Origin of the sequence: Xylanibacter muris, assembly GCF_013166605.1 — a bacterium.
GTDB lineage: Bacteria > Bacteroidota > Bacteroidia > Bacteroidales > Bacteroidaceae > Prevotella > Prevotella muris.
Genome location: NZ_JABKKF010000003.1, coordinates 312509 through 339129, shown reverse-complemented (window position 1 = coordinate 339129; position 26621 = coordinate 312509). Strand labels below are relative to the sequence as shown.

General features: G+C 44.9%; 19 protein-coding genes and 2 pseudogenes. 12 read left to right on the top strand and 9 right to left on the bottom strand.

The features are described from left to right. Nucleotides 1-21 precede the first annotated feature (21 nt). From HPS56_RS05400 to HPS56_RS05385, 4 genes are read left to right on the top strand one after another with little or no spacing between them, the layout of a single operon-like run. Nucleotides 22-1134: an endo-1,4-beta-xylanase gene (locus tag HPS56_RS05400; RefSeq protein WP_172275069.1), complete on the top strand. Its 1113-nt coding sequence runs from the start codon at nucleotides 22-24 to the stop codon at nucleotides 1132-1134. After that, on the top strand, nucleotides 1131-2096 hold the full coding sequence (locus tag HPS56_RS05395; protein WP_172275065.1) for a glycoside hydrolase family 43 protein: 966 nt from the start codon (nucleotides 1131-1133) through the stop codon (nucleotides 2094-2096). Before HPS56_RS05400 ends, HPS56_RS05395 begins: the two co-directional genes overlap by 4 nt. A 22-nt stretch (nucleotides 2097-2118) precedes the next feature. After that, nucleotides 2119-3444 (top strand): glycoside hydrolase family 43 protein, encoded by a 1326-nt coding sequence (locus tag HPS56_RS05390; RefSeq protein ID WP_253952394.1) that lies wholly within the window; start codon nucleotides 2119-2121, stop codon nucleotides 3442-3444. Nucleotides 3445-3470: 26 nt separating this feature from the next. Next, on the top strand, nucleotides 3471-5342 hold the full coding sequence (locus HPS56_RS05385; protein ID WP_172275062.1) for an alpha-glucuronidase: 1872 nt from the start codon (nucleotides 3471-3473) through the stop codon (nucleotides 5340-5342). A 170-nt stretch (nucleotides 5343-5512) separates the two neighbouring features. On the opposite strand, the gene HPS56_RS05380 is transcribed toward HPS56_RS05385, so the two are convergent. From HPS56_RS05380 to HPS56_RS05350, 7 genes are all read right to left on the bottom strand, one after another. Then, nucleotides 5513-7903 (bottom strand): DUF5686 family protein, encoded by a 2391-nt coding sequence (locus HPS56_RS05380; protein WP_172275058.1) that lies wholly within the window; start codon nucleotides 7901-7903, stop codon nucleotides 5513-5515. Nucleotides 7904-7998: 95 nt separating this feature from the next. Then, complete coding sequence (locus tag HPS56_RS05375; RefSeq protein WP_172275054.1) at nucleotides 7999-8943, bottom strand: CDP-alcohol phosphatidyltransferase family protein; 945 nt, start codon at nucleotides 8941-8943, stop codon at nucleotides 7999-8001. 2 nt (nucleotides 8944-8945) lie between these two features. Next, complete coding sequence (locus HPS56_RS05370) at nucleotides 8946-9728, bottom strand: sugar phosphate nucleotidyltransferase (protein WP_172275049.1); 783 nt, start codon at nucleotides 9726-9728, stop codon at nucleotides 8946-8948. A 175-nt stretch (nucleotides 9729-9903) separates the two neighbouring features. Then, on the bottom strand, nucleotides 9904-12504 hold the full coding sequence (locus HPS56_RS05365) for a DUF5686 and carboxypeptidase-like regulatory domain-containing protein (RefSeq protein ID WP_172275045.1): 2601 nt from the start codon (nucleotides 12502-12504) through the stop codon (nucleotides 9904-9906). A 237-nt stretch (nucleotides 12505-12741) separates the two neighbouring features. Further along, nucleotides 12742-14070 carry an inositol-3-phosphate synthase gene (locus HPS56_RS05360; RefSeq protein ID WP_172275041.1) on the bottom strand — a complete coding sequence of 443 codons (1329 nt, stop codon included), beginning with the start codon at nucleotides 14068-14070 and terminating at the stop codon, nucleotides 12742-12744. After that, complete coding sequence (locus HPS56_RS05355; protein WP_172275037.1) at nucleotides 14057-14794, bottom strand: HAD family hydrolase; 738 nt, start codon at nucleotides 14792-14794, stop codon at nucleotides 14057-14059. The genes HPS56_RS05360 and HPS56_RS05355 overlap by 14 nt, the downstream gene beginning before the upstream one ends. Then, nucleotides 14794-15645 carry an ATP-grasp domain-containing protein gene (locus HPS56_RS05350; RefSeq protein WP_216655760.1) on the bottom strand — a complete coding sequence of 284 codons (852 nt, stop codon included), beginning with the start codon at nucleotides 15643-15645 and terminating at the stop codon, nucleotides 14794-14796. The genes HPS56_RS05355 and HPS56_RS05350 overlap by 1 nt, the downstream gene beginning before the upstream one ends. A gap of 640 nt (nucleotides 15646-16285) precedes the next feature. Between HPS56_RS05350 and HPS56_RS05345 the strand changes: the two genes are divergently transcribed. From HPS56_RS05345 to HPS56_RS05335, 3 genes are all read left to right on the top strand, one after another. Continuing rightward, a complete protein-coding gene (locus tag HPS56_RS05345) occupies nucleotides 16286-17176 on the top strand; it encodes a serine O-acetyltransferase (RefSeq protein WP_172275034.1) in 891 nt (296 codons plus the stop codon). 24 nt (nucleotides 17177-17200) lie between these two features. Next, on the top strand, nucleotides 17201-18808 hold the full coding sequence (locus HPS56_RS05340; protein WP_172275031.1) for a THUMP domain-containing class I SAM-dependent RNA methyltransferase: 1608 nt from the start codon (nucleotides 17201-17203) through the stop codon (nucleotides 18806-18808). 76 nt (nucleotides 18809-18884) lie between these two features. Further along, nucleotides 18885-21047 (top strand): S9 family peptidase, encoded by a 2163-nt coding sequence (locus HPS56_RS05335; protein ID WP_216655761.1) that lies wholly within the window; start codon nucleotides 18885-18887, stop codon nucleotides 21045-21047. A gap of 90 nt (nucleotides 21048-21137) precedes the next feature. Here the strand turns inward: HPS56_RS05335 and HPS56_RS05330 are convergent, their stop codons facing one another. Both HPS56_RS05330 and HPS56_RS05325 read right to left on the bottom strand, forming a co-directional pair. Then, on the bottom strand, nucleotides 21138-21326 hold the full coding sequence (locus HPS56_RS05330; RefSeq protein WP_172275024.1) for a hypothetical protein: 189 nt from the start codon (nucleotides 21324-21326) through the stop codon (nucleotides 21138-21140). An 11-nt stretch (nucleotides 21327-21337) separates the two neighbouring features. After that, nucleotides 21338-23347 (bottom strand): hypothetical protein, encoded by a 2010-nt coding sequence (locus HPS56_RS05325; RefSeq protein ID WP_172275021.1) that lies wholly within the window; start codon nucleotides 23345-23347, stop codon nucleotides 21338-21340. Nucleotides 23348-24117: 770 nt separating this feature from the next. On the opposite strand from HPS56_RS05325, the pseudogene HPS56_RS05320 reads away from it, so the two are divergent. The 5 genes and pseudogenes from HPS56_RS05320 to HPS56_RS05305 form a co-directional block, all read left to right on the top strand. After that, nucleotides 24118-24590, top strand: a pseudogene (locus HPS56_RS05320) (AAA family ATPase); the annotation flags it as partial. Nucleotides 24591-24603: 13 nt separating this feature from the next. Beyond that, nucleotides 24604-24771, top strand: a complete 168-nt coding sequence (locus HPS56_RS13305) for a hypothetical protein (RefSeq protein WP_253952386.1) — start codon at nucleotides 24604-24606, stop codon at nucleotides 24769-24771. 195 nt (nucleotides 24772-24966) lie between these two features. Beyond that, the gene (locus HPS56_RS13525) at nucleotides 24967-25116 is read left to right on the top strand and encodes a hypothetical protein (protein WP_369800271.1); all 150 of its coding nucleotides are present in this window, start codon (nucleotides 24967-24969) and stop codon (nucleotides 25114-25116) included. Between the two features lie 31 nt (nucleotides 25117-25147). Further along, on the top strand, nucleotides 25148-25678 hold the full coding sequence (locus tag HPS56_RS05310) for a very short patch repair endonuclease (protein ID WP_172275017.1): 531 nt from the start codon (nucleotides 25148-25150) through the stop codon (nucleotides 25676-25678). A 664-nt stretch (nucleotides 25679-26342) separates the two neighbouring features. Then, nucleotides 26343-26621, top strand: a pseudogene (locus HPS56_RS05305) (AlbA family DNA-binding domain-containing protein); the annotation flags it as partial.

Below are 26621 nucleotides of genomic sequence, written 5' to 3'. Positions count from 1 at the left end.
TATAAACAGTAAGTATCAATTATGAATGTATCAAGATTTATTTTCAGTAGTTTAGTAGTTGTAGTATCCTCATGCGCCGCCTACGCGCAAAAGGGAATGAAGGAGACCGTGGGGCAATATTGCCTCATCGGTTCTTCCCTCAATCAAAGACAGTCTGACGGACATGATGCAGCGGCAACAGCCATTGTCCGTACACATTTCAACACTGCAGTGGCAGAGAACTGTATGAAAAGCGAATCGCTGCAGCCTGAAGAAGGAAAATTCGACTTCAGCGCTGCAGACCGCTTCGTGGAATATTGCGAAAAGAACGACCTCAAACCCATAGGGCACTGCCTGGTGTGGCACTCACAGGCTCCAAGATGGTTCTTCAAGGGAAAAGACGGGAAAGAAGTCACACGAGAGGAACTGATCAACAGAATAAAGACGCACATCCATACCGTAGTAAGCCGCTACAAAGGAAGAATTCACGGATGGGATGTAGTAAACGAAGCCATCGAAGACAACGGCTCTTTCCGCAAATCAAAATTCTACAATATAATCGGAGAGGAATTCATAGATATTGCTTTCCAGGAAGCACATGAAGCCGACCCGAACGTAGAACTTTACTACAACGATTATTCCATGTCGAACAAAGGAAAGCGAGATGCCACATGCCGTCTGGTAAAACACCTGAAAGAAAAAGGCATACGAATCGACGGAGTGGGAATGCAGAGCCATAACGGTCTCGACTATCCTAACATCGATGAGTACGAGAAATCGCTCGAGGCATTCGCGGCATGCGGAGTGAATGTGATGATAACAGAGCTCGACTTCAACGTACTGCCAAACCCGAGAGGTTTCGGAGGTGCCGCAGTGGAACAGAATTACGACTATCAGAAGAAGTATAATCCCTACACCAAAGGACTGCCCAAAGACAAGGCCAAGGAATTGAACGACAGGATTTTTGACTTTTTCAAGCTATACTACCGCCACCGTGACAAGATTACAAGAATAAACCTGTGGGGCATCAGCGATGCAAACTCATGGCTCAACGGATGGCCTGTACGCGGACGTACAAACTACCCCCTCCTCTTCGACCGCGATTATAAAGCAAAACCAGTAGTAAAAGACATTATAAAACTATATAAAAAATGAAAGAACCACGATATCTGTTTCCAAATGACTATATGGCCGACCCTTCGGCCAACGTTTTCAACGGCCGTCTTTACATATATCCCAGCCATGACTGGGACAGCGGTGCGGCAGAAGACGACAACGGCGGACATTTTGAAATGAAAGATTACCACGTGCTGTCGCTTGATGACGTGGAACAGGGAGAAGTGACAGATCATGGCCAGGTGCTGTGTGTGGACGATGTTGAATGGGTAGGCCGACAGATGTGGGACAACGATGTGGCCGAACGCGACGGGAAATACTATCTCATTTACTCTGCAAAAGACAAAAATGACATTTTTCATCTCGGTGTGGCCGTGGCTGATACACCTCACGGCCCATTCGTTCCGCAACATGACCCTATAAGGGGCTCCTACTCCATCGATCCCTGTGCTTTCAAGGACGAAGACGGTGAGATTTACGTATATTTCGGTGGTCTGTGGGGCGGACAGCTCCAGCGTTACCGCGACAACAAGGCACTTGAGAATGCTTATCTGCCGGAAGGCGAAGAGACGGCCCTGCCTTCCCGCGTAGCACGCATGAGCCGGGATATGATGCAGTTTGCCGAGGAACCGAAACCTGTCGTAATCCTCGACAAGGACGGTAATCCGCTTAAGGCAAACGACCCGCACCGTTTCTTCGAAGCATCATGGATGCACAAATACAACGGGAAATATTATTTCTCCTACTCAACAGGAGACTCACACCTGCTATGCTATGCAACGGGTGACAACCCTTACGGCCCGTTTACATTCCAAGGTGTCATACTTGAACCTGTAGTGGGATGGACTACACACCATAGTATTGTGGAATACAAAGACAAATGGTATCTGTTCTACCATGACTGCATACCGTCGGGAGACATAACATGGCTGCGCTCGTTAAAGGTCCAGCGTTTGTACTACAACGAAGACGGAACAATTAAACCAGTAATAAACAAATAGCATGAACAGACATCATCTTCTCATGGCTGTGGCGGCAGTAATGCTGCCGCTTACACAGTCAGCAGCACAGGAACTAAACATGCCTGTCATACAAACAAAATATACGGCAGACCCTGCACCGATGGTACACAACGACACTGTATACCTCTACACCACCCACGACGAAAACGATGCCGAGGGATTTCACATGAAAGACTGGCTTCTGTATACCTCCACCGACATGGTGAACTGGCAGGACCGCGGAGCCGTGGCATCGTTAGAAAACTTTGAATGGTTTAAAGGAAAGAACGGTGCATGGGCCGAACAGGTTATCGAGCGCAACGGGAAATGGTATATGTACTGCCCTATACACGGACACGGAATCGGAGTTCTCACTTCAGATTCGCCATACGGCCCGTTCAAAGATCCGATAGGCAAGCCGCTGGTGTGGCAAAAGGAACATTGGTACGACATAGACCCCACAGTGTTCATTGATGATGACGGACAAGCATACATGTATTGGGGAAATCCCAAGACTTACTATGTGAAACTTAACAAAGACATGATTTCCTATTCAGGAGAGATTGTAGAAGTGCCGCATATCAAAGACTATCAGGAAGGACCGTGGTGCTACAAACGCAACGGACACTATTATATGGCATTTGCATCCACATGCTGTCCCGAGGGAATTGGGTATGCAATGAGCAAATCGCCTACAGGGCCATGGGAGTACAAAGGCCATATAATGAACCATACACACAGGACACGCGGAAATCACCCGGGAATAATAGACTATAAAGGAAAGTCGTACTGCTTCGGACTCAACTACGACATATTCCGTCTTGAGACAAGCCGTCATGCGGAACGCCGCTCGGTGTCAGTGGCAGAAATGACATACAATGCCGATGGAACCATTCAGGAACTGCCTTATTTCCTCGACTGCAAGCTTGAACAGATAGAGCATTTCAATCCGTTCAGGAAAGTGGAAGCCGAGACAATGGCATGGGGATACGGTCTTGAGACAGTAGCAAAGAACCCATGGGGAAAAGAACGATGGAACCAGCTCGTAACAGGCATCGACAATGGGGAGTATATTCAGTTGAAAGGCGTTGATTTCGCAAAAGGCGCCACATCATTCAAGGTATGTGCCTCATGCCACCTCTACGGCGGAACAATGGAAATACGCCTTGACGGAGTGGACGGTAAGCTGATAGGCTCCGTAAACATCACCAACACCAAAACAGAACTAAAGGTGTTTGAAACAAAGATAAAAGGTGCGACAGGTGTACACGACCTCTATTTTGTGTTTAAAGGCTCTGAAAAACAGAAAAGGAACCTTTTCAACCTTGACTGGTGGGAGTTTAAATAACAGAAATCCAAGACATGACATACAATATGCTTAAGAAAAGTATATTTTGCACAATACTCTTACTCGCGTCAAGCCTCAGTGTCATGGCCGAGGATGGCAGCAAGCTGTGGTTGCGCTTCGGAATAAAAAACCGGGCAAAGGTTATATGCGACGGCTGTACATCCTCACCCACTGTGACAATAGCAAGACATGAACTGGAGCAATACTACGACGGAAAGGCGGTCAAACTGACAATAGACAAGTCCATACCTTCCGACGGAGGTTTCGAAATTTCAGGAACACGCGACAACAGACTCATAAGTGCAGGCAACGAAACGGGACTTCTCTATGGAACTTATGCACTGTTGAGAGGCGACACGATAAAAGGATTGAACCGACCGGTATTCAAACTGAGAATACTCAATCATTGGGACAATCTTGACAGTTCCATAGAACGCGGATATGCCGGTACAAGCATATTTTGGAACAAGGCCATGAGCATCGATACTGCACGGATACGCGAATATGCAAGAGCCAACGCATCGATAGGCATCAACGGAACTGTGCTCAATAACGTGAACGCATCACCGAAAATGCTCTCACGCCCCTACCTCCTGAAAGTAAGACAAATCGCAGATATTCTCAGACCTTATGGCATACGTGTGTATCTGTCAGTCAACTTTGCGTCACCGATGGGTCTGGGCGGACTGCCCACTGCCGACCCTCTCAACTCAAAGGTGCAGAAATGGTGGAAGAAAAAGGCAAAGGAGATCTATGCTGAAATACCCGACTTCGGAGGATTCCTCGTGAAAGCAAACTCTGAGGGACAGCCGGGACCCGGTGACTACAAACGCAGTCACAGCGACGGAGCCAACATGCTTGCCGATGCTGTCGCACCATTTAACGGAACGATAATATGGCGCAGCTTCGTGTATGGAGCAAATCACAAAGGTGAAGACAGAGTGAAACAAGCCGTATCGGAATTCGAACCATGCGACGGCAAGTTCAGAAGCAATGTCATACTACAGTCAAAAAACGGTCCTCTCGATTTCCAACCAAGAGAACCGTATGCTCCGATATTCGACCGTATGCGGCATACCCCGCAGATTGCCGAGCTTCAAATCACTCAGGAATATCTCGGACAATCAAACCATCTGGTGTATCTTGCTCCCATGTGGAAAGAGTTCTTCTCTTTTGTATCCCCGAAAAACCTTGCAGGCATTGCAGGGGTATCCAACATAGGCAACGATGCCAACTGGTGCGGGCATCATTTTGCCCAGGCGAACTGGTACGCTTTCGGACGTCTGGCCTGGAATCCGGCTCTGTCGTCCCGCAAGATTGCCGAAGAATGGCTCATGCAGACTTTCGTTGCAGACGAATCTCTCATATCAATGATGTTGCGCTCACGTGAGGCATGCGTCGATTATATGATGCCGCTCGGACTGCATCATATATTTAAGTTCGACCATCATTACGGCCCGGAACCCGACGGCTTCAAGGCCAGTTACCCCATTGAATGGTGTCCGGTATACTATCACCGGGCAGACAACAAAGGCATCGGCTTCGACAGGAGCACCAAAGGCTCGGGTGCAACAGCCCAATACCGTGAGCCGTATCGCACACAGTACGACAGCATTACCACATGTCCGGAAGAATACCTTCTGTGGTTCCATCATGTGCCTTGGACATACCGCACCCTCAGCGGCCGCAACATAATAGAGGAAATGCAATACAGATATGACCGTGGCGTAAAAGAGGTGGAGGATTTCACAGCTATCTGGCAGGCCATGCGGGACGACATCGACCAACAACGGTGGAATGAGGTGAACAACCGCCTGCATATACAACTCAAGGATGCCAACGAATGGCGAAGCACATGTATGGATTATTTCAACAAGAAAAAATCAGGCCTGAAATAATTGTCTCATTTTACCAGAATCACATGACCGATTCGGACAAAATCAAATAAAGAAAAGAATCCCATGTATCAGCGACTTGTCGGATATATGGGATTCTTCATATAGATACAACGGAAACGTTTTCCGCCTGCCGTATATCCCCCCACACTCTCATTAAAAGAGGAATACAATCAGAAAGCTATCTGGAAGGCTATACGCACGCCATGCTTAGTCGCTGTAGGCAAATCAAGATAATTGAGACGACGCACATACTGTATACTGAAAAAGCGGAACACATTATGCACTCCTGCCGCCAATTCCACATACGGACGGCTGGAATCCATCACATTGCACCCGTCAGGAAAATACATAAGGCGGGCACTACCGGCATTGCACGGCAAAAAAGGATTGTTCTTATCTGTCAGACTGCCCCACAAGACCTTAACACCGACGTACTCACGCAACTTTAATTTCTTTATGAGTGGAATACGGTTGAAAAGTTTACCGTTTATGTCCCATTCCGCGTCAAGACTCACATAGCGGTCGTTAAGAAACTCCATGTTGTTTATAAGATTGAAAGTCGACGGCTGGATGATATACGACATATTGGCCGCAGGCATTATAAGCAAAGGATACGGAACCTTATTCCACTGCGCCCCGGCATGCATATTAAGATTAAGCTTCCCCCAACTATTAAGGCGTATGCGATGGTAAACGGACACTTCAGTGAAATTGTAATTGTACTCACCTCCCATCACACCGCGCAATCCCACAGCATGACTCAAGGTGTAGACAGGTCTTTCACAGTTTATGGCCACACTGCGCTGCTTTGTGGATACTGTCTTCTCACCAGGTGCATAGCGCAGCTCGGCACGCAGCTCTGTAGTGCGCATGGCACGGCCATCGGAAAAGCCATCACCGGAAGAGGGTAACGATACGGACATTGGAACAAATGTCATCATGCCGCAAGCCTCATTCTTCTCACAAGTCAACAATAGTGTTGAACGAAGTCCCCACTCTTCCTCACGCACAAACGCGAGACGGTTACGCAGAGAGAACATCATCTTGTCTACTGTAGCCCATTTTAACGATGTGAAAACATTATCCTTATCCGTTTTCATGAACTTGTCTGAAGGCGAGACTACATCATACGATGATGTGAACGATATGTTCCGCATCGGAAATTCATGAGGCATATAATCCTTATCCCTGAACGAATACGTCACATCTGCCTTATAATAGTCTTTTTTACTTTCAAATCCATGAGCATAATATCCTCCTACAAACAAACGGCGATTGAGGTTTGCCGTAGTCTGAGCACCAAGACGCATACGGAAACCGTCAATGAAATTATTCGAAACAAACGTATTGACAGGCCCTATGTCCACCCTGCTTGGCTTCCCGGATGTGCCCGTTTCTATGAAATTCTCTGCAAGAAGCCTGAACACCGGCATGACAAGACGATAAAACTTCTTTTTCTTCAATTCCTCAAAATAACCGTCCATACCACGTTCACTGCCGGTCAGTTCAACCATACGGTGAGTGTTCCAGAAATTTCGGTCACGCAAACGTGCCATACGCAGGCTATCCGTAGCCCCACGCAGACTGAATGCCTCATCAGGCAAAGGACTGAAATCAAACCCACTGAACCGTGTGTTGCGTATCACAATGCCTTTCTGTATGAAATCAAAAAGCCTCAATTCCACTATCATGTCATCCGACATAAGCACCCATTCGTCTTCCGTACCGGCATTTCCAAAATCCTGAAGTATGCGCATGCCATCGACAAAATTCACACTGCTATGCTTCGGAATTGAAAGCTCGCAACGCCGCACACGATATGTGGAATCGGCCATGACGAATATGTCACCACTGAATCCAAAATCCATCGGGTTGTTAGGTGAAAAATAAAGGTGAAAACATTTATCTCTTTCCACCAAAAGCGTGTCTATGATAAAAAAACGATAGAAACCTATGGCATCCTTTCCTATCGGCGATGTGAACGTATGGTGAAGCAAGCGCACTTGGTTGTCGTAGATATTCACATCTGAGAAAAAGTCTTTCAAAGCCTCGTCAAGTATCTTTCCCGACTGTGTGAGAGTGCTTATCCCCCCGGAACGCTCACCCTTGACGTCGTCGCGCACCGTGTGGGGACGACGACGGAAACGCGACTCGGTCACAGTCTCACTGAACGTCACGGGCAGTATGAGCTTGTTGTTATACTGACACGGCTCCACAAGATTTATTATATCCGGAACAATGGACAAAAGCCCGCTATGAAAGTCTGACGGTGTCACATCGTTGGCAGCAAGCGTCAGTTTCCGATATTTCTCATAACGGTAGAAATCATGCTTCTGTTTAAGGTCCGTAAGCTTACGCGCGGCAATGACTTTACGCATAAGCTCCACGGCCGGATTGTTCTTCCTGCTATACTTGGCACGCTTCGAACGCACCGTCACCTCACTGATACTATGAGTACGGTTATACCACTTGCCCGTATCGCTGCTCATACCCGAATTAAGCTGTGCCCTTGACACCGGCACAACCATAATCAACATAAGCACAATATACACCGCACGCATAATCATCGGCCCTTTCCTTATTTATCCAGGATTAACACCACTATCAACAAGCATCCGGCATCCGACGGTACATATTCAACCGCCAATGCCCGAACTTAACGAAAATATTTCTTGTCCAATCTCTCACACAATGCCTCATGGCTGTTGTGCATGTGTGTGTACATGATGAAAAACACAAATATTTCTACAAGCGGATATACGTACGGCACGTTCAGCAGACACGCAAGATAAAGCGTTATGGCACGTGCGTTGAAAGTAAGCAGATTGGTGTATTTCATCAACGGAAGCGAACCTGCACGAAACTCTTCACGCAACTCACGCGGCATATCTTCCGCATTTGGCCATTCGCGCTTCACGTTCTTGAAAAAAGCCTGGAACTTTGGTGTACGACGTTCCTGTCTGGCACAATATTTAGCATAGTTGTAATAGAACGTGCGCTGCATGAAAGCTCCCTTCTTAGGAAGCGAGTTGAACACCTCCCACTGCGTCTTCGAATCGTCAAGCTCGCTGCCATTCTTTCCCAAAAGAAAATAAAGGTGTATCTGACGATAATAATCAGACAGAAGACACTGGTTGGTATGACTCACAAAACCGGCAAAGGCACACATCACAAAACCGAGTATACCCCAACTGAAATCAGTGAACGGAATAGGGTCATTCCATAGACGAAGCACAATGGCCATATATATAAAGAAAAACCATACATCGCTCGAAAATCCGTCAAGGATACGTCCGACAAGGGTTTTCTGACCTGTAAGTCTGGCAAGCTGACCGTCGGTAGAATCGCAGAAATTGGCAAACATAAGAAGAACCACACCCGCAACATTGTACCAAATATCCACAAAATAAAACATCACACCGGCTGCCGCACCAAGCACGATTCCCAATAAAGTGACAAAGTTGGGATGGACATGCAGACGCCTCCACATAAGTGCAAAGGCAAGTCCTATAGGACGCGTAAAATGCACGTCAAGCCATTCCTCTGTGTCGTCTGACTTGAAAGACTCACGTAGTAATTTCCTGAATGTACTGTTCTTCATTTCTATCTTGTTGTAGTTATCGTTTTTTTATTCTGTCCGGCAAGAAACTCTTCCGCCTTTGCTATGTCTCCGACATGGTCTATATCAAGAACCTTGCTGAAGGAATATGCCTTCAAACACTGCCCGTCAGCCACAAGAGCGCGCTGGAAATTACGCATACGGCTCTCGCCGCGGCTGATACATCTGTCAAGTGTCTTTATTGCCGTAGGAGTAAGGCCATATATCCCACCGGAAATATAGCGGCATGAATCAGACTTGTCAAGAAAGCCGGTAATAGTGTCACCTGCATCCGTTTCGACATAAAGCGGTGACTCGTCGTCGATATAATCCGTCACCACCATCATACCGTCGATAGGACTCATTCCGTCTATAGACCGGTCATAAACTCCTATGCTCAGCCCTTCCTCAAACGCCTCTACATAACGGGTGAACTCATCCTCAAGAAATATGGTATCAACCGTTGTAAGAACAAAAGGCCCATTGCCGAGATAACGGCTTATTTCATGAAAACTGTGCATTGAGCTCGGAGTGCTCTTTACAAGAAAACGTAACGGAACGGGACGCCCCTTCAGCCCATTTTGCTGCAAGTCAACAAGATGGCGGCTTACCATTGCTGTCCGGTCATTACATATAACAACAATTTCCTCCGGATTGTTCGACATGAATATACGTATGAGCCTGTCGATGAGCGACTCACCTCCGACTTCCACCAAAGGCTTGGGCATCTCTATGCCCTCGGCAGCCAAACGGCTGCCCTCGCCTGCGGCAATAATAGCAAATTTCATTATTTTATTACTTCCTTAGTATATAATAAGGCCGGCAAAATTACACAATATTAATCAGAAAAAAGAAAGATTGGAAGGAAACTTGTCCGTTCCAATCTTTCTTTAACAATTCCATCCACATTATAATTATACCGCGGAATTCAGAACCATAATTCATACATATCCCTATGCCACATCAGAATGTCATGCGTATCATAAAACGCACTCCGTTTTTATGTACTCCCGGATAGTCGTTGTAATTCAAACGACGTACATATTCCACATGTACAATCTTGAAAATGTTGTGTATGCCCAACGAAAGTTCGTAATACGGCTCCTTGGGATTCATCACATGGCTTGTTTCCGGAAAATGCATAAGTATCGGACTGTCCGCGTTTTGCGGAAGATAAGGATTATTCTTGTCGGACAGTTCCCCCCACAGACATTTGAAGCCTATGTATTCGCGCCATTTCAACTTCTTCAGTAACGGAATGCGGTTGAAAATCTTTCCGTTAAGATCCCAACTTATTTCCGCACTGGCAAAGCGGTCGTTAAGAAACTCCATATTATTTATAAGTTGGAACGTCTGGTCCTGAATGATATATGAAAGGTTGGTGGCCGGCATGCACAACAACGGGAATGGAACTTTCTCCCACTGAATGCCTCCACGCACATAACAGTCTATCTTACCCCAGCTGTTCATCCAGAAACGCTTGTATATGCTTGCTTCGGTATAATTATAACTATAATCCCCTCCCAGCACGTTCTTCAGTCCTAACGTATGGCTTATCGTAAACACAGGAGCATCAAGATTTATCTTCAACCGGCGCTGTTTGGTGTTGATATATGTCTCACCGGGAGCAAATCTCAGCTCACCGCGCACCTCCGTCGTACGCATCCTGCGTGACATAGCACGCATATCAGCCGGAGAAAGCTGTGTCCCGTCGGCCATAGATCCGCTATATTTGCCAAGAGGAATGAAATACATGTCGCCACAGGCTTCATTCTCTTCTGTCTTCAATGCGACAGTGGTCTTGAATCCCCAGTCCTCCTCGCGCTCGAATGAAAGTTCCTGCCGGTTATAGAACATCATTTTTTCTACTTGTGTCCACTTGAATGAAGTGAAAACATTGTCCTTATCGGTACGCATAAACTTGTCCGATGGCGAAGCCACATCGTATGTGGACGAGAATGTAAGCGTCCGCTTTGGAAATTCACGCGGCAAATATTCTTTTTTATTGAACGAGTATGTCACCTCGCCCTTGTAGTAGTTCTTATGACTTTCGAAACCGTGTGCGTAATATCCGCTGAAAAACCAATGTTTGTTGAGGTTTGCCGTAGTCTGAGCACTGGCACGCATACGGAAACCGTCTATACCATTGTTCGAAACCATAGTATTTATCGGCCCTATGTCCACCTTGCTCGGATTGCCTGTCTCCACGAAGTTCTCGATAAATGCCTTTGCACCGAATATAATATACTTGAATCCCTTTATCTGCTCTAAGTTATGAACAAAGGCGTCCATGCTGCTCTCTCCCTTGGTAAGGCTGACTTGTCTGTACTCTTTCCAGAAATCGTCGCCTCTCATCATGGCATTCGCCTCCTTCACCTCCGGTGCCTTACCCTTGAACAGCTGACGCGGAAGCTCGTCAAAAGCATAGTCACTCATTCTTGTGGTACGTATCACAATAGCCTTCTGGATAAAGCTCGCAATCTTAAGCTCAGCCACCATATCATCCTGGGTGAGCACCCAAGTGCTGTCGGGCAACTGCCTGAATTCCTGAAGCACCCTAAGATTCTCAACAAAATTCACATCGCTCTTTTTAGGTATTGTAAGCTCGCAGCGTTTCACCTGATATGAAGAATCGGCCATGACATAAATGTCACCTCTGAAACCGAAATCCTGTTGGTTGTTTGGCAGGAAATGAAGATGAATACACCTGTCACGGTCAACGAACAGAGTATCCATTATATAATATCTGTAGAAACCTATTGCATCCTTGCCTATCGGTGATGTAAACGGATACTGCAGCAGACGTACCTGATCATCATATATGTTTACATCGGTGAACACGTCTTTCAGAGTAGTTGTGAGAATATCTCCGGTCTGAAACAAATCGTTCACACCGGACGAATTCTGTCCTTTCACAATCCTTTTCTCTGTCTTTGGATGCTTTCTATATAGAATCTGAGTCACTGTCTCATCAACAGAAAGCGGCAGTATCAGTTTGTCGTTATACTGACATTTCTCTATCTGCGATATAAGCCACGGCTTGCTCTTCAGTTTCGGTTCCTCAAGCTTTGCCGGAGTGATGTCGTTGAACGCCAGCGTTATCTTCTGATATTTGTTGTATTGATAATAGTCCCGGTTGTCGAGATTTGTCTTTTTCTTCGCGGCAATAACCTTTTTCATAAGTTCCACCGCAGGGTTGTTCTTGCGGCTGTACCTGCTGCGTTTTGTCCTGACGGTCACTTCCTTCAAAGTCTTGTTATCCGGTTTCAGACGTATAGTCAATGAGTTCTTTATGCCTGCATTTACCGTTACGGTTTTTGATACATATCCCACCACGCTGAACGTAAGCTGCCATCCGTCATGCCGCTCTATAGAAAAATATCCGTTTATATTTGACGCCACTGCAATGTTATGACCACGATAAGTCACACTCGCATACGGAATGCTCTCACCGGTCTCGTCATCAAGGATGTTGCCCGTTATCTGTGCATTCAACCGAACGGCAAACATCAGCAGCAACAAAACTATATATGTTATTCTGAACTTTTCCAAATACTTCACCATCAAAAAAAACATTATAAGTAAGACAATACAATTGTCATCTGTATGCAATCTCACAACCGACAGCCTTAGGAACTACAGATAATTCCCGGCATTTGCATCATCAAAAAAACAAAAAAGCGGTAAGCGATAAATATAGGGGCAGTCCGCTTCAGAACCGCTCCCTATAATATACATGAAAATATAGTTTGTCAGGAATAATCATACAATACTTATCCCCGCCTTATACATATTAACTAATCAGTCAATCTCCTCGTCAGCCTCATATCCGCCCATTTCGCGTATGGCATTCTTGAGCATGGTATACTGCTGATAAAGATGGTTTACAGCCTCTTCCCCCTTTGTATAGTCATGCATTGGTGACTTGAGGAAGAAACTGAGGAAACGCTGTGTGCCATAGCGTCCCGCGCGTGCGGCAAGGTCGCTCAACAGACAGAGATCGAGACACAACGGCGCAGCAAGAATAGAATCGCGGCAGAGGAAATTTATCTTTATCTGCATAGGATAGCCCATCCAGCCGAAAATGTCGATATTATCCCATCCCTCCTTGTTGTCATTGCGCGGCGGATAATAGTTGATACGCACTTTATGATAGTACTGCGTGTCCTCATCGTTGCCGTGTCCGTAAAGATCGGGCTGCACATCCGGTTTGAGGATAGTCTCGAGTGTTGAAAGTTTTGACACCTCTTTTGTACGGAAGTTTGCCGGTTCGTCGAGCACAAGACCGTCACGGTTGCCAAGAATGTTTGTGGAGAACCATCCGTTCAGACCAAGGCAACGTGTACCGATAATGGGAGCAAAACCGCTCTTCACCAATGTCTGGCCGGTCTTGAAATCCTTACCGGCGATAGGCATACCTGTCTTTTCCGCCAACTCCCACATTGCCGGGATGTCTACAGTCGTGTTTGGAGCACCCATAATGAACGGAGCACCTTCCTCAAGGGCTGCCATTGCATAACACATTGAAGGAGCCACATGCTCGCGATCATCGGCCTTCATGGCCGCAACGAGATCTTCAAGCCTGTAATGTACCTCTTCGCAAACAGGAACATATATTTCCGTCGATGCAGCCCAAAGAACAACAATACGTGAACACCCGTTTTCCGCCTTAAACTTACGGATATCCTCGCGCAGCTGCTCCTTCATATCCCAACGGTCCTTGCAATCCTTTACATTGTCACCGTCAAGACGCTTTGCATAATTCTTGTCGAAAGCGGCTTTCATAGGAACAATCTTCTCCAATTCGTCTTTCACAGGATTGATATCCTTCTCTTTAAGAACCTCTGCATACATTGCCGCCTGATAGGCATTCTGCGGATATACATCCCATGTGCCGAATACAATATCATCAAGCTTTGCAATAGGAACGATTTCGCTGTAACTAAGGTATTTTCTGTCATCACCCTTGCCCACGCGTATCTTGTCATACTGCGTCATGGAGCCTACGGGCTTGGTAAGTCCACGGCGAGCCATGAGTACACCAGTCATAAAAGTGGTGGAAACGGCACCGTTACCTACCACCATGATACCTAACTTGCCGTCTGCCGGCTTTACATTAGTCTGTTTCATTACAATTATATTTTAATAATGTGTATAATAAATCTTTCAAATCGGTAATAATACTGTCCGCACAGTCACCGTCCGGTTCTTCATCCGTCCACCCCTCTCCTTTGTACCATACCGTCCGACAACCTGCCTTGGTAGCCGGAAGAATATCCTTATCGTAGCTGTCGCCTATCACAAGTGTCTCGTCAGGATTCAGTCCGAGAGACTCCACACCGAGTGTAAATATACGCGGGTCGGGCTTACGGACGCCCACAACGGCAGATTCAACGATTTCGGAGAACAGTCCGTCAAATTCAAATTCATGAAGAACAGTAGACACGTTCCCATAAAAATTACTCACAAGTACCATAGGATACCGGTCATGCAGTTGCCGAAGAATATGTCTGCTTACTGCAGTCTGCTTCCGGGTTGCGGCATAAATATCATCAAGCACCTTGCCATGCCATTCTCCAGGCACGAAGCCACTTGTATGTTCTGAGATATGTTCCATCTGTATACGGAGCTTTACAGACAGCGTCTTCTTAAAGGTATAGTCAGGCTGTATTATCGGGTTCTTTCCAAGCTGGCGTTCTGCATAAACGTATGCGTCACGAAACACCGCCTCAGAAACCGGCACTCCCTGACGTTCGTACGAATGCCATATAACCTTTCCCCAATGACAGCCGCCTGTGTCAAGCGTACCGCCATAATCAAATATAAGCCCCTTTATAGTTTCAGCCTTAATCATTATTTCTGTATTTCTTCAATTTGTTTCTGCAGCAGACTTTTTCCTGCTCTTACGGTTTCAACCAAATATGTTATTCTATCGGCTATGGCTTCAGCCGCCTCGTCACGGCAACGTGAAAAACTCGGCCAGTCATTAAAATCTATAATCCTTATATCTCCGTCACTGCCAACTATACAATCACCGCCATAAACATCCAGTCCAACCGCCTCCGCCGCCCTTTCAGCCAAGGAACAGAGCCAATTACGGTCATAGCAATAATGGTGAGGAATACCGTTTATACATTCATCACCAAACTTAGATATACCGTCATCACCCGGATAATAGGTACGGAAAAAACCTGTGCCTCTAACTCCGTAAAACTTTATAAGATCCCCCTCCACATGTGCGCTAACTATTATATCCGATATTCCGCAGGCACGCATTTCCGAATATGTTTTTCTCATGGCATCTGCATCTACGGCATACTTCACATCGGAACGGCACTCCGCCACCCCGTCTGCACGTTTAAGCCAATATCCGTTATTTCCTTTTTCCGGAGGCAGGGGAATACCTGCATTGCAAAGAACGCGGTTAAGCCTGCGTCGGTTGCAGCACAACCCAACACTGTATGAGGAATTCACGACAAGACAGCCTTCCCTCTCCTTCCGCCTGAGAAATTCCAATGTGGAATCCTCACGCCCCATTGAAACATATATAGAAGCCCCGTCATCGACCTTCATGCCACTTTCACATGAGAAGCCGACAGTGTAGCCTTTATCTGAGAGCATATTGCCCACACATTTCAAAATGGCGGCATCCTTTTCCTCACTGTTTGGGGAAAACCTTTTTGCCCTACCAATAGTCTGTATCATCACAGTCTTTGCAATGTTTGTTTTCTGCGCTCACAAAATTATAAATTAATTATGTAAACAGAAAACTTTTTAACACACTTTATTTTTCAACCCTGCAAAATACTGTTTAAAAGAAAACATTATACTGGCAAAGACCAGAGTTCCCGACTGGAGACATATCATAACACATAATAAACTGCCGTGCATGATTTCCAATAATAAGGATAGCGGCAGTCCAAACCGGCACATTCATTAGCCGGGACCGATATACCTGCGGATGACAGAATACAAATGCTTAAAGTGTATTTAGGCCAAATACACTCTGTACATAGGCCAGATACACAGTGTATGTAGGCTAAATACACTCTGTATTCAGGCTAAATACACTTTTAACATTTGCCGTTCGCCTGTCACAGTCCGCCTTCCTTTAGGCAAATTCATAAAATGAATTGCCGACCGTTGTTTTTTCAATCAGTCATATTTTCTCAAACTCACGTTAAATACCTAAAAAAAACTTAATTATAATTTTGCTGTAAATTCAAATTACATTACCTTTGCAACATGATAATACCATCCATGTCACACAAATGTTATACACTGCACGCCTGACAGCGCAAGAGACTGGCGTTATCCAAGCAAAACAAAGTACCGACAACAACAGATGAGTTCTCTTAACTTCACAAATATTCTGACACACACAGTAGAAGAACTGGCTGAGCCGGAATCTCTGAAGGGGCTTTTTCATCAGCACCGCGAAGGCAAGCCACTACCCTCAAGCAAGGCTCTTGAGGAAATTATAGACATTTCGCGTACTATAATTTTTCCAGGGTATTTTGGAAAATCATCAGTAAACACAAGAACAATACGATACCACATCGGAGTGAATATCGAACGGCTATACAAGCTGCTTACAGAGCAGATTATGGCCGGGCTGTGTTTCTCATGCCAGGACTGTCCTGAGGCTGACGGAATGAAATGCTACGGCAAAGCCCAACAAACAGCCATAAAACTTATTTCAAAACTACCTGAAATAAGAAAAATCCTGGCCACGGACGTTACCGCAGCATACAATGGAGACCCGGCAGCCGTAAACATGGGAGAAGTCATTTCCTGCTATCCCGTAATAAAAGCCATCACTAATTATAGGATTGCACATGAACTGCTAACGTTGGGAGTACCGCTAATCCCAAGAATAATAACGGAAATGGCACACTCGGAAACAGGAATAGACATACATCCAGGTGCACAAATCGGACATCACTTCACGATAGACCACGGCACGGGAGTGGTTATCGGAGCGACATGTATCATCGGCAACAACGTGAAACTTTACCAGGGAGTGACACTGGGAGCAAAGAGTTTCCCACTCGATGACAACGGCAACCCAATAAAGGGAATAGCAAGACATCCGATACTTGAAGACAACGTGATTGTCTATTCAAATGCCACCATCCTCGGAAGAATCACAATCGGAGAAGGTTCTGTGGTCGGAGCAAACATCTGGGTGACGGAAGACCTCAGACCTAACAGTAAGAAATTCAAGAAAGAATAGAAAAGCAAATACTATAATATAAAAATGGAACAGGAATTTGAACTTATCGCCAAAACGTTTATGGGACTGGAACCTGTACTGGCGAAGGAACTGACACAATTAGGGGCAGACAACGTGCAGATAGGACGACGCATGGTGTCGTTCACAGGAAACAAAGAACTGATGTACCGTGCAAACTTCCAACTACGCACAGCCATCAGGATTCTTAAGCCGATACGCCATTTCAAGGCAAAATCTGCGGAAGATGTATACGAAGAGGTTAAAAAGATAAATTGGGAAGACTATCTCACGATTGACAAGACATTCTCCGTTGACTCCGTTGTGTTCTCCGAAGAGTTCAGACACTCAAAGTTCGTATCATATAAGGTGAAGGACGCCATAGTGGACCAGTTCCGAGAGAAGATGGGAACACGTCCCAACATCAGTGTGGCAAATCCCGACATCCGTCTCAACATGCACATAGCGGAAGACAAATGCACACTGTCTCTTGACTCAAGCGGTGAAAGCCTTCACAGAAGAGGCTACAGACAGGAAAGCGTGGAAGCACCATTGAACGAGGTGCTTGCAGCCGGAATGATTCTTATGACCGGATGGAACGGAGATACCGACTTCATCGACCCGATGTGCGGATCAGGGACACTGCTTGTAGAAGCAGCCCTCATAGCACACAACATGGCTCCGGGAGTCTTCAGAAAGGAATTTGCATTTGAGAAATGGTACGATTTCGACAAAGAGCTTTTCGACAGAATATATAACGACGACTCCCAGGAAAGAGAATTCAAACATCACATATACGGATATGACATAGACATAAAGGCTGTAAGCAAGGCAAGACTTAACGTGAAAGCCGCAGGTCTGTCTGCAGACATCACAGTAAACGAGGCTGATTTCAAAGATTTCACACAGCCGCAGGAAAAGAGCATCATCGTCACAAACCCGCCTTACGGGGAACGCATATCCACTCCAAACCTTCTCGCCACATACAAGATGATTGGCGAACGGCTTAAACATCAATTCCTCGACAATGAGGCATGGGTACTGAGTTATCGTGAGGAATGCTTCGACCAAATAGGATTGAAACCGTCAATAAAGATACCTCTTTATAACGGTTCTCTGGAATGTGAGTTCAGAAAATATCAGATATTCAACGGAAAGTTGAAAGAATTCAGAAGCGAAGGCGGTATAGTAAAAACAGAGGAAGAAAAAAGACAAATGGCCGAAAAACACCGCTTCAAGAAAGAAAGGGAATTTAAGAAGCGGCTTGAAGAAAGCGAGGAGAATGAAGAAAACGACATTCGTTCTTTCAAATTCCACAGTCATTATTTAGACACCGAACATGACAATTACGGGGATAAGAAAATACGTAATGACAAATCAAGACGCTCCAAAAGAGAAGACAGAGACAACGATTTCAAAGACTGGAACAGGAAAAAAGACTTCCGCGACAACCGTGACTACGGATATGGAAGACGAAAAAAAGAATACAGCGACAGTGACAACCGCGGAGGACACGAACGTTTCGACCGGAGCGGAAAACGATTCGACCGGACACAAAAACCGGGCAGAAACCCACGGCCGGATATGAACAGCAGAAAAAACAACAGAAGCAACAGATTCAACCATGAAGATTAATATTAAAATAAATGCCGCCATACTCATGGCGGCATTGGCATATACCACTGCTACATCAGCCCAAACAGACAACAGCATGGACAATACACAGACGACAGCATCCGAACAGTTGAAACAATTCACACTCGAAGACCTTAATTTCGGGGGAAACAACTACCGGAACATGTCACCTGCCAATATGTATCTGACATGGTGGGGCGACAAACTGATGTATCAAGATGCCGAAGAATTCGGGACTGTAGACTTAAAGAACGGAAACAGACAGACCATAATCACACTCGATGAGGTCAACAAGCTTATGTCTGAAGACAAAATTCATTCGGCAATGAACGTAAAGTTCCCATATTCCGACAAACCTCTCGCACTGCTCAGAAACAGTAAACAAAGAATATTGTTCGACTGGATGAAAAAGAAAATAGTATGGAAACAGAACTGTACCGGTGAGACATACAGTGACTGGAACCGTAACTCAAAAGCCGTAGCATTCGTAAAAGAAAACCAGCTTTATGTTACCGATAGCGACGGGAAATCCGTAAAACTCACCTCCGACGGCTCACGCGAGATCGTCTACGGACAAGCTGTACACCGCAACGAATTCGGCATAATGACCGGCACCTTCTGGAGTCCGGATGGCCTACACCTCGCATACTACCGCATGGACCAGAGCATGGTAACGGACTATCCGCAGGTGAACACTTTCACAAGAGTGGCAGAATACGAGCCTGACAAATATCCTATGGCCGGAATGACAAGCCATAAGGTTTCCATTGGAGTATACGATATGACGTCAGGAAAAACAATCTATCTGAAAACCGGTGACCCGACCGACCGCTACTTCACAAATATAGCATGGAGCCCAGATTCAAAAACTATATATATTCAGGAACTGAACCGCGACCAAAACGAAATGCAGCTTGTTAGCTACGATGCAACAACAGGCAACAAGAAAAATGTTATATATGAGGAAATCAGCGACAAATACGTCGAACCACTACACCCAATAGAATTCCTTCCGTGGGACAACGGCAAGTTCATAATACAAAGTCAGCGCGACGGATACAACCATTTATATGTAATGGATACAAAAACACAAGTATATCCGGAAGTCCACAAAACGGGATATGGGGTGAAATACAGACAACACCTGAAAACCACACAGCTTACAAGCGGTGAATTTGTCGTACAGGAACTGATTGGATACAACAAAAGAAAAAAAAGCATCATAATCCTGTCAAACGAGAAAAGCCCTATACAAAGCAACATTTTCTCAATAAACACTTCCAACGGAAAACGCACCGGGCTTGACAACGGCCGTGGAGTACATTATGGAGTCCTGTCGGAAACAGGCACTATGCTGTATGACAAATACAGCGAGCCGGATGTTCCGCGCAATATAGAAACAGTCAATACAACCACCGCCAGGCGAAACATGATATTCTGTGCACCCGACCCTTGGAAAGGCTATAACGTGCCGGAATATTCATGCGGCACAATAAAGGCTGATGACGGCACAACCGACCTTTATTACAGGATGGTCAAGCCCGTGGGATTCGATCCCGACAAAAAATATCCGACCGTCATATATGTATACGGAGGGCCACACGCACATAATGTAGATGCGAGATGGCACTATATGAGCCGTTCATGGGAAACCTACATGGCTCAAAAAGGCTACCTGCTCTTTATTCTCGACAACCGAGGGAGCGAAAACCGGGGACTTGCCTTTGAACAGGCTACATTCCGCCACCTCGGCCAGGAAGAGATGAAAGACCAGATGAGGGGAGTCGAATATCTGAAGTCGCTGCCATACGTAGACACAGAAAGAATAGGAGTACACGGATGGAGTTTCGGAGGGTTTATGACTATTTCACTAATGACAAACTATCCGGACGTATTCAAGGTCGGAGTGGCCGGTGGTCCTGTCATAGACTGGAAATGGTACGAGATAATGTACGGTGAACGCTACATGGACACTCCTGAAAGCAACCCCAAAGGCTATGAACAGACAAGCCTTCTCAATAAGGCAGAAAACCTGAAAGGCAAACTTCAAATAATAATAGGCATGAACGATCCGACCGTTGTGCCGCAACACGCACTGCAGTTTATAAATTCCTGCACTGAAGCCGGAACCCAACCAGACTTCTTTGCATATCCGGGTGAGGGACACAATATGATGGGACACAAAAGTGTACATCTTCACGAACGTATCACCCAATATTTTGAAGACTATCTAAAATAATCCGCAAAAACAATAGTATACTTCATATAAGGGAACAGCCGGATTAAGTTTATATGCAAACTTAATCCGGCTGTTCCCTTATATAAACAATCATTCATCCCACAACGAATTGTTTCCTTTGTACCATTTGGCCGCCGCCTCATCCGCGTCTCCGTCCGTTTCAATCCATTTCCGAGAGCAGTCGATACCGTCTTCCCTGATAAACGAACCTACAAGAATATGATTTTCAAATTCCTGCTCCACTATTGTTATTTGTGGTTTTATATATGACTTTTTCATGGAACGGTCTTTTATCTGATTATCAATTTCTTTCCGTTTATTATATATATGCCTCTGTTTGCACGGCCATGTCGCAAGAGTTCAGAATCTTCCGTCCCTGCCATACGTACCCCGTTCAGATTATATATTCCTCCGTCTCCGGTGGCAGTAGTGATGTCTCCTGCATAAATGTCGCTCAAGGACGTATCGTTCCCGTTGATGCTCAACCTCATTGACCTCACAAGCCCAATGTCCGGCAGGACGACAAAAGCCCTCATTCCGCTTATTATGTTCTTTCCCTGCGCCGCTGTGCTCAATGTGCCTCTCTTTGTTATGAACAGCTCATTGCTTTGCAGAGAGTAAGGGGAGTATACTCCTCTGAATCCGTATCCGTCTGTAAGGCCGGCTTCGGGATTCACGCCTTTTGTCCCGACAGTCACCTTCACGAACTCGGGATTCACAACGTTGCGCTCCGGCATTATAAGATATGCCACACCTTCCTCGATGTTTTCAGACGGTGTAAAATTCATGACGCTCCTGTCTTCCGACATACCGGAGAACCTGGAAATCACCGTGCCGTCGCCAAAGACGCTCCTGACCTGGTCGGAAGAGATTGTGAACGGAACACAGAACGTGTTCCAATATGTGTTTGACAGGCTTCTTATAAGCCTTACGTCCGCATATTCCGGACAGGGGATACAGACATCCTCCTTTTCGTCCAGGCACAGCGCGACGGGTATCGGTATGACGTCTATCCTGCTGATGTATGTGCCTCTTTCGGCCGCGGTTATCCTGAAAGGTTGGGATGTATCCGTGACATTCAATACCGCCGTATATCCGGTTCCCCATGCGCTCGATTTGGGACCGTTCTCATACCAGACGCTTTCTTCGTTTCCTGACCTTATTTTCAGGGGAACGGAGTTGTTTTTCGCATAATATGTCACCTTTACGGTATATCCGTTCCTGTAGTTGAATAAAGGTGATGTAAGGTTGCCTTTTGATATGTGCATCACCAGTGGGGAGTTGTCCTCGCCAGCAATGGCCTTGAATGTGGCGCTGTCCTTGAACGTGTATATGTTTCCGTCGTCACCGATAAAATCCGTGTATCTTTGCATTATGCTGCTGCCGTGTGCGTTCTTGAAAGATCCCTTCACGCTTGTGAATGAGACACCGGTGGATGGTTTTGACATGTCATAGTCAATTGTGTAGCTCATCTCTGACGCGGCAAGGCTTTCTGTGCCGTTGAAATACGCTGTTATTTCTGTTGTCCCGAACGATCTCAGCGTCACTGTCCCTTCATCGTCGACGACAGCCACATTACTGTTGCCGCTTTTATATCTGACGTCTTTCATGCCATAGCCGCACAGGGTCGCCCTCGGTGATATGAAGGCAACGTCGTCCGTTATCCTTAACGTACCGTTGTCGATGGTCGTCCCGTCACTGTTCTCCCCAAAGGTAATCCTTGTCGGTGTCTGGTTCCCGGGATATTCGACAAGCCTTATCTCATCGAGATAGAAACTGTTCTTAATATTCGGCTCCGCACTGTCGAAAATGACGTACGGAGAGCCGGACACTCCCTCGGCTTTCGTTATGGGGACAACGAAATCGGAAAACATTCCTCCGGGAGCTGTCACTGTAGTGTCTGACGAGCGCTTTGTTCCTGACACATATCCGTTCTTTACCAGGATTTTTATCCCCTTGCCTTTTTGTCCGAAGCCGCCTGCCTTAAAATACAGCACCGCATTCCGCTCCATGTTCTTAAACACAGGCGAGGAAGCCTTGCCGTTCTTCGTTCCCTCGCCAACCCTCATGCACATGAACCCTTGTGAGCTGTAATAAGGTGAGACGTTACTTATTGTCCATGACGGATTGTCCAAATGAAGGTCCTTGTCTATCACACTTACAGACGACTCGTCCCATGTGAGGTCGTTACCTCCCTGTCCGTTGCATTTGTCGAATGATTCATAGAAAAGCGTCCTTTGGGCTTTTCCGGCCATGCAGCATACCACTGTCATGGCAATGAACAGAATTCTGTTTCTCATAGCATTTTCAGATATTAATAATGATGTTATTTTTAGGCCGGCACAAGACTTCCATGTTGCATTTTCACATATAGGACCTTAATGCCTGTCGATATTTGTCAGGTAAGAGAGACATCATGGAAAACATAATCCTCCATTATTACAGGTAAAGGGAGCGGATTGTACTTGGATTGTTCAAAAGGTTATTGCGGACGGCTCCGGCAGGCTATAGCCTCGGACATTCTTCAGTAATAAATCTTATATTTATTGCCTGTCTCTTTTTCATAATAGGTTAACGTTTCAATGAACTCTCAATAACAAAAATAATACTAATTTTCAATACACGAAAACATTTGTCGTGTTTTTTTGTTTAATTTGTGTTTTTTTATGGAAACAAGGCGGTTCTTGATAATTTCGGACTGTCGGATATCGTTTTTCAGACAATAATCATCGGTTGTGACAGATATTCTCTATTATAATTGACCGCGTAATATCTATACAGATACCCTGACTGAAATTGCTCATAACCGTATCCTAAATTCACAATACACATGCATGCGTTGCATTATTATAACAGATATCTTATAGTAACAGGAAATTTCAAGTCCTATGCTAACTTTCCCACACAAATACATTCCTCAAAATCAACATAATCCATGTATGAGCAACTTTCTTGAACGTATTACAATTATATCGAAAATCCGAAAATAAGCATCCATAAGCAACCACAGCCTTGACTGCAAAAGCATGAAGCATTCTAATGAATACCGGGATATAAACGCATAAAAAAACAAAAACGTGGTTCCGGTTTACGCAAAATGCGAGAGTTTACGGAGAAACTACCCAACTTCCTGCAAGGAAAAGAACCGCAATATCAAACGGAAGCGACCTCTTTTTACACCACGTTCTATAATTTAAACTGGAACGAAAATGGAAGAATACCTGTTGAAGAAGTAGCCTACAGAATAAATAGTACCCCCAAAAAGTATCCTGTAAACGAAGAATGTTCGGTAAAAACCTTTGGTGTTACGCAAGAAAGTTCGGAGATTCGAAAAACAAATCTAAAAGCATTGGAAAAACCGCACAAAAGATTATTGATTTCGTCATTTCCGGCCCATCAATGTCTGCAGAAGCAATGGCCTATAAAATAGGAATAAGCTCCCGAGCCGTAGAAAAACATATTTCAAAGCTTCGTTCTATGGGTATTTTGTCTCGTGAAGGAGCTGACCATGGTGGCTATTGGCGCATAATTGTTAAACCATAAACAATAGAATCACATGGCAATATTCATATTAGTCTTTACTCTGCTCATAGCTTTAGCCATAGCCTTATTGCTTGGCGTAGCTCTGATAAGTTCCAAAGCTAAATTCAAGACAATGTACGTTGGTGTAACGCTTATTGTGCTGGTTGCTACTATGGCTTGCGATTATATATATGCAAACTGACATGCCAACTAAAATCAGATTTCATGCAGTATTGATATTCGCTATCGTTGTCGGATATTTTTGTATAGTCGTAGCCTATATGGAAAAGTACAATGTAGTGAAACGCAAGAATCAAAAATACTCAGAAGCCCTTACTGCAAATGAACAGGAAAAAGTTTCTATTCTATTGGAACATAAGAACAAAAAACACTTCAAATGCAAGAACTCGAATGTTTAGCAGAGGAAATCAAGATATTCACCGAAGAAGAACAGAGAGCTATTCTTGCAAGTGCTTACGCATTTGCAGAACATCACTTGATTGTTGCTCCAATAATAGTAATAAGCCATATTTTAAATGCATTATAATTATCTTATGGTTTAAAGAGGGAAACTTATCATGGACAAGCTCTCTAAAGAACAGCGCCATCGTTGTATGTCCGCAATAAAAGGAAGGAACACAAAACCTGAATTACTGGTTCGGAAGTTCCTTTTTAGCCGTGGCTTCCGCTATCGGCTGAATCATCCACGTCTTCCCGGTCATCCCGATTTGGTGCTTCGCAAATACAGGACTGTCATTTTTGTGAATGGTTGCTTTTGGCATGGTCATGATAATTGCAGATATTTCCGTTTACCTAAAACCAACATTGATTTTTGGTCAAACAAGATAAAAAGGAATAAGGAACTAGATAAAAAAGAGCAATACCAACCTGCTACTATGGGCTGGCATTGCATTACAATTTGGGAGTGTCAATTAAAACCTAAAGTTCGCATGCAAACATTTGAGGCATTAGCTTATACATTGAATCATATTTTTCTTGAAGACAGGAAAATAAGAACATACGAGTTACAAGATACAAATGACGCACTCATGGCGGCAGAACCAGAAGCCGTTTATGAAAGAAAAATCAAGAGTAAGAGTGGCAGATAATTTCTTCCAAATGGTCATTTGTACATTTCTTTGGTTTTACTCCTGTTTTTCTATAAATACTGATACTGTTCTTTACATACCGATAAATCAATGCACAAAGGATTCTGCCCTTCATACCTCACACTACTAACAGAAACAGACATACTCTTTAGTCAAAGCCCGACAGACTTTAATATTGCGCACTCCTCGCAACTTCTTTGAATAGTGTAATTTCCTCTTGACATATTCTTCTCGTTTTAAATGGTTTATATCAATCTAAGTGTATCTTATCGCCAAATAAGACATGTCGCAAATAAGAGATAAAAAAGCCCATAGAAACCATGAATCCTATAAACCCAAAAGCGTGCAACCCACCAGAGCAGCACGCTTTTGCTTATTGTTTATTATCTGTTTCCTTATCGGAATCATTTGACTTCCTCAAAATCAACATGATATATCTATCAGCGACTTGCGTACACGTGTTGCAAATATAACGCAAACCCGAAAATAAGCATCCATAAGCAACACACGCTCTTGCTCACAAAAGTACGATTTTTATTCATAAACAAGAGATGTAAACGCATAAAAATCAAAAGAAAGCGATGTTTTTAACAGATTCTTCGGTTTTATCCTTACCTTTGTATATGATATTGGGATGTTATACCCGAACAACAATAAGGAAACTATGCAAATACATAACAATACATTGATAGCGGAATGCTCGGCTTACGATTTCAAGGAAATGCTGGAACGTAAGAAAGTAAAGTCATGGCTTAAATCCGTGTCGGCATTTGCCAATACGGACGGTGGCAGTTTGTTTTATGGAGTGAATGATGACGGTGTAATTGTAGGTTTGGAGAATCCACAAGCCGATGCTGATTTTATCAGTGAAATGATAAAGGCACGACTTGACCCTGTGCCGGAAGTTCAGCTTATTCCGATAGAACACGAAGGGCATACCTTA